Origin of the sequence: Winogradskyella costae (assembly GCF_013403865.1) — a bacterium.
Lineage (GTDB): Bacteria > Bacteroidota > Bacteroidia > Flavobacteriales > Flavobacteriaceae > Winogradskyella > Winogradskyella costae.
On record NZ_JABFDK010000002.1, the window covers coordinates 262053 to 278674 of the forward strand.

General features: G+C 36.0%; 4 protein-coding genes. All 4 read left to right on the forward strand.

What is annotated here, in order from left to right; translation table 11 throughout:
• Positions 1–124 precede the first annotated feature (124 nt).
• The 4 genes from HM986_RS08375 (at position 125) to HM986_RS08390 (ending at position 16573) form a co-directional block, all read left to right on the forward strand.
• Positions 125–7429, forward strand: coding sequence for a choice-of-anchor J domain-containing protein (locus tag HM986_RS08375; RefSeq protein WP_179334630.1), 7305 nt, complete (start codon positions 125–127; stop codon positions 7427–7429).
• Between the two features lie 125 nt (positions 7430–7554).
• A complete protein-coding gene (locus HM986_RS08380; protein ID WP_179334631.1) occupies positions 7555–8490 on the forward strand; it encodes a PorP/SprF family type IX secretion system membrane protein in 936 nt (311 codons plus the stop codon).
• Between the two features lie 18 nt (positions 8491–8508).
• Positions 8509–10380 (forward strand): OmpA family protein, encoded by a 1872-nt coding sequence (locus tag HM986_RS08385; protein WP_179334632.1) that lies wholly within the window; start codon positions 8509–8511, stop codon positions 10378–10380.
• Between the two features lie 253 nt (positions 10381–10633).
• Complete coding sequence (locus HM986_RS08390) at positions 10634–16573, forward strand: T9SS type B sorting domain-containing protein (RefSeq protein ID WP_179334633.1); 5940 nt, start codon at positions 10634–10636, stop codon at positions 16571–16573.
• Positions 16574–16622 lie beyond the last annotated feature (49 nt).

Here is a 16622-nt window from a genome sequence, read left to right on the forward strand (position 1 = left end):
TGTTATTAAATATTTTAAAGTCGGTTTTGAGCTTTCGAATTTCCGTAATTATCAAATGTATAGTCTTCATATACACTAATTCTAGTTATATATTTATAGAAATTCAACCAGAAAATATTATAGCATGAAAACTGAGTTACAGCCCGAAGTAATGAATCATCACTTTCTTTCTAATCATCTCAAGAATCAGAATCAAAGTTTTAAGAAAACCAAATCAGGGTGGATCTTAACACTCATTTTCATATGGCTTTGTTCGAGCATTAGTTTTGCTCAATTATCAGAAAATTTCGATAGTGGTATTCCAACTAACACTGGAGAATGGACCATAATTAATAATGGAGTAGGTACGCTAGATTGGTCTTCAACAACAGACGGGTATTTAAGTACAAACGGAGCTTCTATAAATCCAAGTGCAGAAAACATCGGTGATCAAAATACGGCTCAGTATCTTTTAGTAACACCTCAAATTACCGTTCCAGAAAATGGTGAAATTCAATTTTACACCAAACAAGGTAGTGAAGCTGATAATGGTGCACAATATGAAATAAGGCTTTCTACGGCAGCCCAACCAGACGTCAATGGGTTTAACATTACAATTCAATCGTATACGGAAGCGAATCTAAATGTTGGAGCTCAAACCAATTATGAAAAAAAGGTCATAGAGATTCCTACTTCAATTCCAGCAGGATTAAATATTTATATAGCATTTGTAGCTGTAAATACTCAAAATGGAGCAACACCTACTGGAGATGAATGGTTTGTAGATAGCGTTTCTATTTTAGAAGGTTGTGCAGAAATTGAGGATGCAGATGTTACCATTAGTGATATTACAGTTGATGGTGCAGAAGTCTCATGGTCACATCCTACAGCTTCAAATTTTGAAATTCAAATTTTACCTGTTGGTGGAGTTCCTGCAGATAGTGGTATTCCAGTAACAGGAACATCGTATAGCTTAACAAACTTAGATGAAGATACAGAATTTGATATTTATTTATCTGCCGTATGTGATAATGATACACAAAGTGCTTTTACAGGACCTTATACGTTTAAAACATTAAAATTTGGTTTGTCTTGTGAGGCACCAATTGAAATAGGTGATATTTCCACAACCCCTTATGTGTTAATAGATAATTTAGATAATTGGAGCAATCCAGAGGTAACCTATTCAACTCAAGGAACGAATTGTATTGCAGGTTCCACAACAACGAATTATTTAAATGGGAATAAGATATTCTTATCTTATACACCAACTCAAGATGGTTTATTAAGCTTAACACAAGAAACAGGAACTGACGGAGGAGCAAATGGTAATAATTGTTTTAATGCCAGAAGTTCATTATTTGTGTATGATAGTTGTGCAGATGTTGGTGTAAATTGTACTGCAGGTGTTATAACAACTAGTGCATTCGACCCTAAAACCATATCTAATCTATATGTACAAGCAGGACAAACGTATATAATCGTGGTGTCATCAGAGTTAACTGCTTCTGCAGGTATTTGTTTTGAACTTGAAATATCGGCGCCTACATGTGCACCTCCAGGAGATATTGCGTACAATAGTCTAACCGAAGATAGTGTTAACTTTTCATGGAGTAATATTGGCGGATTTGCAGATTCTTGGGAATACGCAGTTGCGTCAACAGGTGCAGGTGAGCCAACTGGTTCAGGTACGCCTACAGTATCAAATACAGATAACCTTATTAATTCAGGATTAACACCAGCAACTACTTACGATTTTTATGTAAGATCTGTTTGTAGTGGTACACCTGGTGTGTGGAGCACTCCAATAACTTTTACAACGCAATGTACTGTATTTGATACTCCATATTTTACCGATTTTGCTTCCGCTACAAATGCAACTCCAGAGCCTTGTTGGACAACTATTGATGACAACAACGATGGTACTCAATGGGCTTTTATTGGTGGTTATGCAACTTTACAAACAAGGGTGAATAATGTCAATGGAATAAGTAATGACTATTATGTCTCTCCTCAAATTAATTTCGATGAAGTTCAAAAAAGAATACGTTATAAGCATAGAACGACTCAAGGCACTTCAACGTATACTATAAAATTATCCTCAACGGGTGTTGGAGTGGATGACTTTACTACAGTAGTTTTACCTGAAACCTCTATAAACAATACAGGATTTATTGAAAATATCGTTGATATTCCTGACGGTATTACAGGTAATGTAAATATTGCATTTGTTATTGAGCCTAATACATCAGAAACGGCTTTAAGGCTGTCTATCGATGATGTATATATCGAAGATAAACCGACCTGTCCAGATCCTTTGAATCCATTTGTGTTACCATCACAAATAACCACCAATTCAGCTTGGTTATTTTGGTCAGCTGGCGATGGAGAGACGCAGTGGGAAGTAGCGATACAAGATTTAGGTTCTGGAGTGCCAACAACAAGTGGCATATTGGTAGATAGTAATTTACCTTATATTGCAACGGACTTAGATTCAGGAAAACGATACGAGTTTTACGTAAGAGCGTATTGTGGAGAGGATGATCAAAGTCGGTGGGTAGGACCTGTAGCGTTCACAACCTTATGTGAATCTTATGATACTCCATTCGTTGAAAGTTTCAATGATGACGATTCAGAAACCCAAAAGTTTTGTTGGAATACAGACAATGGTTCTTGGATAATTGACGAAACAGATGCTTACATCAATGCAGCAACGGATTATGATGATTATTTAATTTCACCTGCCATTGTTTTAGACGGAACACCAAAACTTTTAAAATATAAGTATAGATCTGAATTTTCATTCTTTACTGGGTCTCCACGATTTGGGCTTCAGGTACTCATGTCAACAACCAATGCTAATCCAACAAGTTTTACTGAAATTTTACCTTTAGAAGTTTTTACAAATCCTAATTATATTGAAAACTCTGTTGTTATAGAAGGTACAGGTACTGTTTATATTGCGTTTAGAGTGCCACCAGAATTTACAGGTGCTGCTTCTATTCTAAGTATAGATGACGTAAGTATTACTGATGCTCCATCTTGTCCAAATCCTACAGATTTATTGGTTGATGGATTGTATACTACAAGTGCAGATTTATCATGGACTGCTGGATATGACGAAGCCGATTGGAATATTGTTGTACAAACACAAGGCTCGGGTGTTCCAACGGATTCTGGAGTGGCAGTAACTACAGCAAGTTATACAGCAGACAATTTATCTGCGGACACAACTTACGAATTTTATGTCATGGCCGATTGTGGTGATGGTACCAGTGAATGGGTGGGGCCAGTGATCTTTACAACGCTATGTAACCCTTTCACATCTCCATTTGTTGAAACCTTTAATTCTGATTCGGAATCTGAAAGTTGTTGGAGAGTTGTAAATAATAATAATGATAACGAGACATGGGAATTAAATACGACAGGCTTTACCTATGAAGGAGACCAAGCTGCTGTAATGTTCACAGGTACAAATGGTCTAAATGACGATTATCTTATTTCACCAACCATTACAATTACAGAAAATCAACGACTACGATACTATTATAGAGTAAATGATAGTTTCTTTACTGAAGATTTAGACGTGCTTCTTTCAACTAATGGTGCGGCTTTAGATCAATTTACAACCGTACTTTACGATTCTGATGCGGATCCTGTCCTCATAAACAATGTTGAATATAAGGTGAAGATTGTTAATTTCCCTGCAGGTATTTCGGGAGATATTAACATTGCATTTCATGTGCCATTTTTTGCAAGTACAAATACATACAGAGGACAAACATTAGCAATAGATAATATAAATATTGAAGACGTACCAGAGTGTGCCGAACCAACTAATGTATTTATTGATAATATTACGGATACTCAAGTGCAGGTCCATTGGGAAGCTAATGGTTCTGAAACCGCATGGGAAATATCAGTGCAACCAACCGGAACTTCAGCGCCAGTTGGAGATACAGATCCTGAGTATTTGTATAATGCCACTACAAATCCTTTTACCGTAACCGGGTTAGAGGCTTCAACAATGTATGATGTCTATGTAAGAGCAGTTTGTGACGGCAATGATGGTGAATGGACAGGTCCAATAGTAGTTACTACCAAATGTAGTTTCGAAAACTTATGTCAATATACATTTTTATTGACCAGTGAAACAGATGTGTCTGCAACCTTAGACATTACTCAAAATAATCAAGTCGTACAATCATTACCATTTGAAGGTAATACGGCAGAATCATTTTCGGTGTTTTTATGTTCCGGTGCAGAGTTTTCAGCATATTTTGATACCATAGGAAGTAATCAAGATCAATACTCTAGTTATCAGTTTGATGTGTTAGATAGTGATGGAGTATTAGTGTATTCTAGTCCAGAAGGTATTGCTTTAAGGACCACGGTTTATACCGGTACTTCAATATGTGGAACGATTACTTGTCCACAACCAACGGATTTATCAATTGATGACCAATCTGTATTTTCATGGACCGCAGGTGGCTCTGAAACACAATGGGAAGTAGCGATACAGCCGATTCAAAATGGTACAATTCCACAATCAGGAACTATAGTGTCAACAAACTCGTTTACGCCCTCCGAGGCTGATTTTAGTAGTCCAAATGCAGCAACATATGAGTACTTTGTGAGAGCAGTTTGTGGTACAGATGATGAAAGTTTTTGGTCTGGTCCTTTCGGGTTTATTAGAAATGATGATATTTCTAATGCCATTTCGATTCCAATTAATGACAATGAAATTTGTAACGAAGCTATTGTTGAAGCTTCCTTTATCGGAGCTACAGTGTCAGCGGAAACTATGAGTTGCGATGGTACAAATGGAGGTGATGTTTGGTTCGAGTTTACAGCGGAATCTTTAATCCATACTATAGAAGTTAATAATTATAGTGGTGCCTTTAGAGATAGCAATGGAGATCCATTATATCCAGAACTTACAATGACTTTATATAAAGATAATGGAGGCGGTAATCTTGAAGAATTAGCGTGTACATACGATAACCTCTTAGTCACTATGTATGCTTCTGAATTAGTTGTAGGTGAGAATTATAAATTAAGATTAACCCTAAATAGTAGTAACCCTACCGCTTATAGATTTAGTGTATGTCTTAAAACACCAGACGATTTATGTAATGTAAGTACGATAAATGGTGGTTTTGAAGAGCCTAATCTAACCGGTTTAAGTGGCGTTACTACCATTATTTCTATGAATACGATTCCAGGATGGCGTTCTAATTTAGATTCTTCTAATGATATCTTTTATTGGGAATCTTTAAATGCACCAGGTTTTCAGCCGTACGAAGGTGGACAGTGTGTACAACTATTATCAGATCAGGGTGTTGCTATTGATCCTAATGATACTGTAAATATCAAAGGGTTTTATAGAGATTTTGATACGTCTGAAATTAGCTTAATGGATTTTAGTTATGCGCATTTGGCAAGATTTGATGATAATTCAATTGAGTTATTCGCTGGTCCAATTGATGGTCCTTACACATTGGTAAACGAACACCTTGGGGCAACCTTAGCATGGGATGTAGTTACAGGTGAATATAGTGTGCCAGCCGGACAAGAAATAACTCGATTTATATTTAGATCAAAAGATAATGCCATAGGTAACGTCTTAGATGCTGTTCACATCGTTGCAAATAATGAAATTGTAACAACATCTTTCACTATTGATTGTACAGATGCCTCTGCTACAATTATGGCAAATGGAACAGGAACATGGATCGCTGATGAAAACAATCCAGGACCAGTAACTATTGTAGACCCTAATAATAGTACAACTGATGTTATTAATTTTGTACAAAATGGAACTTACATATTCACTTGGCAGGCTGGTTACTGTTTTTATGACATTGAAATCACCTACGACGGCATTTCTGACACTCCAGAAGTGACGAGTCTTGTAGAATATTGTCTAGGAGATGTTGCATCACAACTGACAGCTACACCTTCAGATACATACAGTTTAATGTGGTTCACACAAGCAACCGGAGGTACAGGAAGTGCAACAGCTCCAACACCAGACACTTCAACAGTTAATACAACATCATATTATGCCGCTTATGTCGATGCTGAAGGTTGTGAAGGTCCACGAGCAGAAATCGAAGTTATGGTTAGTGACTCGTTTACACCAGAATTGACGTTTACTTACGAAGATACATGTGTGGTCTCAACGGTAAACCCAGTACCAAGTTTAAGTACGGATTTTGCTACTGGAGGGACATTTACATCAACAACTTTAACAATAGATGCCATAACGGGCGTTATTGATATGGCCTCTGCAACAGAAGGACCACATGAAATAACCTATACCTACGTTGGAGATGAAGCCACATGTACTTCTGCCGGAACGTATACGGCAACACTAAATTTAATCGCTGCTACAACCCCTGTAACACTATTTGATTATGGAACATCACCTTACTGTGAATTGGAAACGACTTCGGTACTGCCGTCTGTTGCTTCAGGATTTACATTGGGTGGTGTCTATAGTTCAACATCATTAACAGTGGATTCTGCAACAGGTGCCATTGATTTTTCAACGGTAACAGGAGGAAGTCATGAAGTAACTTATACGGTAGAAGCTGATGAAACTAGTTGTTCAGAAGCTGCAACCGAAACTGCAACTATTAATATTACAGCAAGTACCACACCAGTAACCAACTTCAGTTATGCTGAAGATGTTTACTGTGCAGATAGTAGTTCTATTTTGCCAGAACTTGTCGCCGGATTTGCCACAGGAGGAACTTTTAGCGCAGAAAGTGGTTTATCTATGAACACAACCACAGGAGAAATCAATGTGGCCTCAAGTACTTTAGGGAATTATAATGTGACTTATGAAATCGCAGAAGATGTTTCCAGCTGTATAGAAAATAGCACGAGCACATTTAATATCACCATTTTAGATGCGATCGAAGTTGGAGTAGAAGGAGCGTGTAACGATTCAGACTATATCCTTACTGCTTCACCATTAAATAGCTCTTACCTTATAGAAGAGGCTGATTATAAATGGATGGATGCAAATGGCAATGTTGTCGGTCAAAACTCAGAAGAGTTTAATGTTTCGGATTATGCGAGTCAAAATCCAAATGCAACTGTACCCTTACAATTTTCAGTAACCGTAGATTTTGGAGGTTGTTCAATAACATCAAGCTACACCACCGAGCGATTATCCTGTCGTGATATCCCAAGAGGGATCTCACCAGATGGAAATGGTAAAAATGACACCTTCGATTTATCAGGCTATGGAGTAAAAGAACTCAACATCTTTAACCGTCATGGAGTCGAGGTTTATAACTTTAATGGTACGTATACCAACCAATGGTACGGACAAACCAACAACGGAGACGACTTACCAGATGGCACGTATTTCTATACGATTCATAAAGAGGATGGCAGTTCATTAACCGGATGGGTATTTATCAACAGAGCACATTAATCATAAATGAAAACACAGCAATATAAAATACAGATGACATATCCTTGTCTAAAATTATAGTCACATCAAGAACTAATAATTTAAGGATATTCCATTTGTCAATTGAAAAAAATAGATGTAACCAAATGAAAAAAGTATATTTTACAATCGCCTTTGCACTTATGATCTTCGTGAGTGCCAACGCACAGCAAGACCCTCAATATACACAGTACATGTATAATATGAATGTGGTAAATCCAGCTTATGCTGGTTCTAACGAAGCTTTATCTATAGGTTTATTGTACCGCTCGCAATGGGTTGGTGTTACAGATGCACCAAAAACAGCAACTCTTTCGGTGCACAGTCCTGTAGGCAAAAATGTAGGACTGGGATTATCTGTCATTTCAGATAAAATAGGCCCCGTAGAAGAGAATAATGTGTATGCCGATTTTTCATACACCTTAAATTTAGGAGGAGAACATCGCTTGGCTTTGGGATTAAAAGGAGGAGCGACATTCCAAAATATCGGTTTGTTTAGTGATATTGGTAATGGTTATGTGCCAGATGCAAGTGATGAAGCCTTTAGTCAAAACACCAGTAATACCTATTTAAACATTGGAGCAGGTGCCTTTTATTACACCAATAACTACTATGTGTCTTTATCGGTTCCTAACATGTTAAAGAGCACCTATTTAGATGTAACTAATAATGGTCAGCAATTTGAATATGGATCAGAAGTCTTACATTATTTTTTATCTGCAGGTTATGTGTTTGATCTGTCAGTCAATACAAAATTTAAACCGTCGTTCTTAGTGAAATCTGCTTTTGAAGCACCAACCTCTATAGATCTATCCGCTAACTTTTTGTTTCATGATAAATTTGAAGTTGGCGCAACCTATCGTTTAGATGATTCTATTGGAGCAATGGCCAATTTTGCAGTGAGTCCAGAAATTAGAATCGGATATGCTTACGATTATACAACCTCAGATTTAAATATAAAATCTTCTGGTTCACATGAAATCATGTTGTTATTCGACCTTAATTTCTCTAAAAAAGTATCCATTTCACCAAGATTTTTCTAACAAAATAACCGTTTTAAAATGAAAAAAATATACAATTTTTTAAGTCTTTTTTTAATTATAACATCAAGTTACGGACAAAGTAAACAAACAGAAAAAGCTGATAAGCTTTACGAAAGCTATCAATATGTAGATGCTATTGATGCGTATCTAAAAGTCGTTGAAGACAATAGTGCAGATACATATGTTTATAAGCAATTAGCAGATAGTTATTACCACTTGTTTAACATCAAAGAAGCCTCAAAGTGGTATAAAAAAGCTTTGGAAACGACACAGGGTGCGGAAACATATTTTCGTTATGCTCAAGTTTTAAAGTCAGAAGGCAACTATGATCAGGCAAATAAGCAAATGGATGTATTTTCAAAAATGACGCCTAATGATCAGCGTGCTAAAACACATTTAGAAAACCCTAATTACATTCCACAATTAGCCGATATTTCTAAAACATTTAATGTTGAAGGAGTTGACATTAACGATGGAGAATACAGTGATTTTGGAGCGGTATTATCTAACGACAATATGCTTTATTTTGTAAGCACAAGAAAAACGTCTGGTAAAGCAGATGCCTGGACCAACCAACCGTATTTGGATATTTATAAGTCTATTAGAAGTGAAAATGGTGACTTGTCGGAGCCAGAAGAAGTAGAGGAATTAAATACGATCTATCATGATGGACCATTAACTATAAGTGCTGATGGTAAAACAATGTACTTCTCAAGAGATGGTCACAGTGAGGGTAATTTTAAAAAGATAAAACGAAAACGTTTAAAAGTAGCACAGCAAGGTATTTATAAAGCGACTATGGTTGAAGGGAAATGGGGCAATATCCAAGCCTTACCTATAAATAGTACGGACTACACTGTAAGTCATCCAAGTATTAGCAGTGATGGAAAAATACTTTATTTTGCCTCTAATATGCCAAATGGGTTAGGAGATTCAGATATTTGGAAAATAAGCGTATCAGGAGATACTTATGGAGAACCAGTAAACTTAGGATCTAAAGTAAACACCTCTGGCAAAGAGGGTTTTCCGTATATCAGTGAAGATAATATTTTATACTTTGCTTCAAGCGGACGCCAAGGGTTTGGTGGTTTAGACATTTTTAAATTCGATTTAAATAAAAACGAAGCATCTGTTAACTTGGGAAACGCAATAAACACTAATAGAGACGATTTTGCTTTTAGTGTTAACAACACTTTAAAAATCGGTTATTTTTCATCTAATAGGTCAGGAGTAGATAATATTTACAAGGCTATTCCTATTTGTCAGTTTGAAACTATAGCGCTTGTAAAAGACCAAAATACAAATGCAATTCTTTCAAAAGTCAATGTTATTTTAGTGGATGCTAAAAACAACAATATAGCGACGCAAGAGACTGATACTAATGGAACCACAAGCTTTAACGTAAGTTGTGATAACGAATATACTATTACGGTTTCAAAAGAAGGTTATGAAATAGCGTCATTTAAAGTTGCAGCTTCCGAAGGGGAGGATGTAATTGTAAATGCAGATTTAAAACCTATAAACCATATGATTACAGAAACCGAAGTGAAACTGAAAAACATTTATTTCGAGTTTAATAAAAGTAATATCACTAATCTGGGCGCTTTAGAATTGGATAAATTGGTAGCTATAATGAAAGATTATCCAGAGATGAAAATCTTGGTAAGATCTCATACAGATTCAAAAGGGAAAGCTGATTACAATTTAAAACTATCTGAAAGACGCGCAAAATCAACTATGCAATATGTAATTTCTAAAGGCATTAATAAAGATAGATTGTCGGCCAAAGGTATGGGGTCGACATCACTAAAGATAGAATGTAAATCTAACTGTACAGAAGATGATGATGCGCAAAATAGAAGGTCAGAATTTTTAATCATTAAAGATTAAATAGAGTTGATATTTTGAAATTAGTCCTTTTTTAACCCTGTTAATATATAGCAAAATTAAATCAACAGTCGGACTATAATTATTATGAATCTGACTGTTAACTATTTTAGGCAGGAAATCATTAGTTATAATTGTTAACAAATCTTAATTTTCACAAAGGAATAACGATAGTTAATCACATTAATAAAATATTTTCTAATTAGTCGGGTCGACAATATTCTCTGATTAATAGTGATTATGATAAAGAATTCAAATGAATAGGTATTTATTTTTAATAGTTTTTGGTGTAATTTTTTTTCAGGTAAATGCCCAAGAACCAAACGATTGTGTTAATGCTATTACAGTGTGTGGTAATGGTACATTTTCTTCTAATGCTACAGGGTATGGTAATGATTTTGAAGTTAATTCTTGTGGTGGTCAGGAGCATAATTCACTTTGGTTAGAAGTTAACATTGTGCAATCAGGAACTTTGGGTTTTGATTTAATTCCTAATGATCCAGATATTATGGTCGATTACGATTTTTGGGTTTATGGTCCAAACCGCATTTGTTCAAGCTTAGGAAGTCCTATTCGATGTGCAACTACCAATCCTAACGAAGCAGGACTTACAAATAATTATACAGGTATTAACGGTAGTACAACTTTAACGCAATCTGGACCAGGAGCTAATGGTAATGGATATGTGTATTGGTTAAATGTTAATGTAGGAGAATCATATTTTATTGTTATTGATAGACCTGCAGGTGATGGAGGTTTTCAATTAGAATGGACAGGAACAGCGAATGAGGGAACAGGAGCATTTCCTTCACCACCAATAGTTAATGAAATTGATGATGTTTTACAATGTAGTAGTACTCCAGATATAGCTGTATTTGGTCTTGATGGTTTAAAATCTAGTATTAATTCAGATCCTTTAAATACCATTGATTTTTACGGAAATTTAGCAGATGCTACTGACGATGTTAATGAATTACCAGGGATTTATGCGAATACATCTAATCCTCAAACTATTTATGCTAAAGTCAAATCTTCGGGAACAGATTGCTATTCTATAGTTGATTTTGATTTGATAGTAACTCCAATTCCCTCCGCTACATTAGCAGTATCAAGCACAGCAATATGTGAAGGTGAAGACGTGACATTTACAATAACAGGGACACCAAACGCGACGATACTTTATAATATAGATGGAAGTGCTACTGCATCAATATTATTAGATGCTACAGGATCTGCCATTATAACTCAATCACCTACGAGTGATATAACCTTAAATTTAGAAGATGCTCAAATATTAAATGACGCTGGAAATGTAGTATGCGCTCAAGGCTTAACGGATTCTGAAACTGTAACGGTAGCTTCAAATACAACACCAGTAATAGTTAATAATACTCCAATTTGTGAAGGTGAAGATAGTGAATTAGAATTTTCAGGAGATCCTAGTGCAACTATTACTTATACAATTGATGGTAGTGCAGCTCAAACATTCGATTTAGATGCTTCAGGGAATTATACATTAACATTACCAAGTCTAACTGCAGATGCTGAGGTAGAAATTATATCCGTAACAAATCCATTACCTCCGAACTGTTTACTTGTACTGAATATCACAGAAACAATTGTAGTAAATCCATTACCAACAGTTATAGATCCAAGTCCTTTATTAGTTTGTAACGATGGAGTAAATCCTAATTCAGCGGAATTTGATTTAGAATTAGAAAGTGCAGCGATTTCTAATAACGACCCTAATGTAAGTGTAACATATTATGAAACTCAAGTTTTAGCTGAAGCTGGAAACCCACTAACCGCATTAGTTTCTCCTTATGATAGCACGTCTGCAAATCAAACGGTTTATGTGCGCGTTGAAACGGACTTAGGCTGTGTAGATTATACAACACTTAGTCTAGAAGTGGTTGGTGCGCCTATTGCAAGTACAGTTGCCCCATTGCAAAGTTGTGATGCCAATAGTCAAGGTTTTGGAACGTTTGATTTAACACAAGCAGAAACTGATATTATTGCAGGAAACACACAACCGGTGGAAGTCTCTTATTACATATCGCAAGCTGAAGCGGAAGCGGGTACTCCAGAAATAAGTGATCTAACAGTATTTCAGAATACGTCAGCTTATAACCAAACGATTCATGTTCGTGTGGATACTGATGGAACAGACTGTTATAATATTTCAAGTTTAAACTTAGAAGTGTTTGATACACCAATGATGAATACATTACCACCTTTTGAAATGTGTGACGATGCTTTAAATGATGGCTTTACACAATTCGATTTAGAGTCTCAAACACCGTTACTTTTAGGTGGCACTACAGATGTTACGGTAACTTATCATATATCGCAATCCGATGCTGATGATAGATTGAATGCGATTTCCGGATTATATACAAATACAAGTAGTACACAAACCATTTATATTCGTGCAGAAAATAATTTTAATACAGATTGTTTTGAAATCACGACGCTTACCTTAATTGTTAACCCTTTACCAATAGCAATTGCACCAACACCTTTACAAGTATGTGACGATGGTACGCCAGATGGTTTAACTCAGATTAATTTAAGTTTAAAGACTGCAGAAATCACAGGAGGTAACCCTAATTATTCGGTAAATTATTATGAGACGTTAACTGAAGCAGAATCGGAAACCAATAGTTTACCAACGTTATACACAAATACAAGTAACGGACAAATTATAATAGTTCGTGTTGAAAATATAGATACTGGTTGTTACAATTTTACGACACTAGAATTAGTTGTAGAACAAGCTCCTGTAGCAAACAGCCCTACTGCTTTAGACTATTGTGATCCCGATAGTGATGGTTTTGGACTTTTTGATTTAACAACAAAAGACAATGAGATTACAGGAGGGGATGCAACCTTAACAGTGAGTTACCATGAAACCATGGCAGATGCTGATATTAATGTCAATCCAATAGTAGGTCTTTACTCAAATATTGTACAAAATGCGCAAACGGTTTATGCTCGCGTAGAAAGTTCAACGATAGCAACAGATTGTGATTCTATTGTAACACTACAACTTTTTGTTAATCCAACTCCACAATTGGGAGCGACCTCACCTGAACCCTTAGAGATTTGTGATGATAGTTCTGCAGATGGCTTTGGACAGTTCGATTTAACAAGTAAAACGGCAGAGATTCTACAGAATTTAGCAGACCCAACATTGTATACCGTAACATTTTATATGAATGAAACGGATGCCGAAGATGGATTAAACTCTATAACAAATACAACAAACTATACCAATAGCGATGATTTTAATCAAGTGCTTTGGATTCGAGTGGAAGATAATGCGACAGGTTGTTTTAAGTTAACCACTTTAGAATTGATTGTTAATGCAATTCCAGTATTAGTTCAAGCAGCTCCATTGGTGCTTTGTGATGATAATAATCCTGGCGATGTTATTGAAGCGTTTACTTTAGAAGATGCAGCAGCCGATATATTAAATGGACAATCAGGAATTGGATTAACATTTTTTGAAACACAATTAGATGCTGATACTAATACGAATCCAATTTTTAGTCCTTATTCCAATACATCAAACCCACAAACTGTATTTGTAAAAGCAACCAATAACGCAACAGGATGTACAAGTACGGTGACATTAACGTTACGAGTTAACCCAATTCCTTCACCAACGGCTCCTGCCGATCTAGAAGTCTGCGATGATGATACCGATGGATTTACAAATTTTAATTTAGAAGAACGCACCATTGATATCATAGGAGGTGAGCTTGATGTTGCGATAACCTATCATGAAACTCTAGAAGACGCCAATACTGGTAGCAATGCGTTTGGAAGTCCATACACGAATATTGTGATGAACCAGCAAACAATTTATATCAGAGCCACCAATACGGTTAGGGGTTGTTACGATATTTCAAGAACATTAACGCTTCGTGTTTTGGAAACACCACAAGTTCCTGTTACATTAAGTGATTATGTAATTTGCGATTCAGATGCAGATGGATCCGCTCAATTCGATTTAACCAATAAAGATTCAGAAATAGTAGGAAGTCAAACCGATGTCAGTTTAACTTATCACGTTAATGAAGCAGATGCGTTATCTGGAAATAATTCAATATCGACACCAGGAAGCTTTACCAATTCTAGTAATCCACAAACCATTTTTGTGCGTTTAAAGAATGATAATAATGTTTGTTTTGATACGGGTTCTTTTGAAATTAGTGTCGCGCTTCCACCAGAAGCGATTCAACCACTCCCATTAGAATTATGTGATGATGAAATAGCCGATGAAGTTACTGTTTTTGACCTAACCGTTAAAAATGATGAGATAACAGGAGGTGAAGCAAGTTGGTCTGTTGACTACTACGAAACATTATCAGGTGCTGTAAATCAAATTGACCCTGTGAATGCCGAAGCTTACACTAATGTTTCTGTTTTGGGAGCAATAGCCAATCCACAAACCTTATTTGCAGTTGTAACCGACACAGATACAGGTTGTGTTGATATGGTAACCTTAACGATTCGTGTTATGCCTAATCCAACACCAACACCAAGTGATCAATTACCAAACTTAGAATTGTGTGACGATTTCAATACAGGTGATGGAGTAGAAGTATTTGATTTAACTGAAAATGAAATTCTAATTCTCAATGGAGAAGCTGGAGTTGCTGCAAGCTACTATGAGAGTTTAGACGATGCTGAATCGGGAACTAACGCTATACCAGACCCAACACAATACACTAATATCGATACCTCAGAACAAGAAATTTATGTTAGAGTAACCAATGATGTTACAGACTGTTATACCATAGTAGATTTTACAATTAAAGTGCATCCATTGCCAGAAGTGGTCGCCGTAACGGACTTTATTCAATGTGAATTATTCACTGATGGCTTTGATAATTTTGATCTCACGACTAAAGACGAAGAAGTTTTAAATGGTCAAGATGCATCACAATTTGTAGTGAGTTATCACGATAATTTAACAGATGCTGAAGCCGGAATGAATGGTTTGGTAAGTTTATATACCAATAGTAGTAATCCACAACAAATCTTTGTGACGATCACCAATACTATTACAGGGTGTTCAATCAGTACACAAAGTTTTAATATCGAAGTTCAAGAAGCCGCACAAGCGAATCCAAATATGGATCCTATTGTTTTTGAAACTTGTGATGATAATATGGAAACTGATAGTGATACCACCAACGATAGTGCCCAATTTGATTTAACGACTAGAGATGCTGAAGTTTTAGATGGGCAAGATCCACTAAATTACATAGTAACATATTTTGCGACACAAGAAGAGGCGGATTTAAATGTAAATTCTTTGCCAACGCTATATGAAAATAGTACAAACCCGCAAGTCATCTATGCAAGAGTAGATAATAATACACTAGACGGCACAGGTAGTGATACATCAATTTGTTATGAAGTTGCGGAATTAACGTTACAAGTAAATCGATTACCAGAATTTGACTTAGAAGACACCTATACACTCTGTTTGAATACCAATGGAACGGAAATACTAGAACCTTTAGTAATAGAAACAGGTTTATCTACAGCAGATTATAGTTTTATATGGACTTTTGAAGGTACATTTTTAAGTGAAACAGGATCTAGTTTGGCTCCGATAGAAGGTGGTACTTATGCTGTATTTATAACGAACTTGATTACAGGTTGTGAAAATGATGATTCGACAGTAGTTATAGAAAGTGAACCACCAAGCTTAACAGTTTCACTAATGACACAAGCCTTTGCTGATAATCATGTTTTGGAAGCTGTCGCTACTGGATTTGGTATTTATGAATACAGTTTAGATGGGGGACCTTGGCAAGATGAAGGAGTATTTACTACTGTGTCTACAGGAGAACATGAAATCACAGCAAGAGACAAAAACGGTTGTGGTATAACCACAGAATCCATTTTTGTTATCGATTATCCATTGTATTTTACACCAAATGGAGATGGCAATAATGACACGTGGAATATAGAAGGTATTGGAAGTAATGCTATTATTTACATATTTGACCGTTACGGCAAGTTATTAAAGCAACTAAGTCCAGATGGAGAAGGTTGGAACGGAACATTTAACGGTAATGCGCTGCCAACAAGTGATTATTGGTTTTCAGTAGAGTACGATGAGCCCAGTAGTGGTGTACGTATAGAATTTAGAGCGAATTTTACGTTGAAACGATAGTTTTAATTTAAAAGCAATTTATATAAAAAGCTGAATGTCTTTAAGGGAT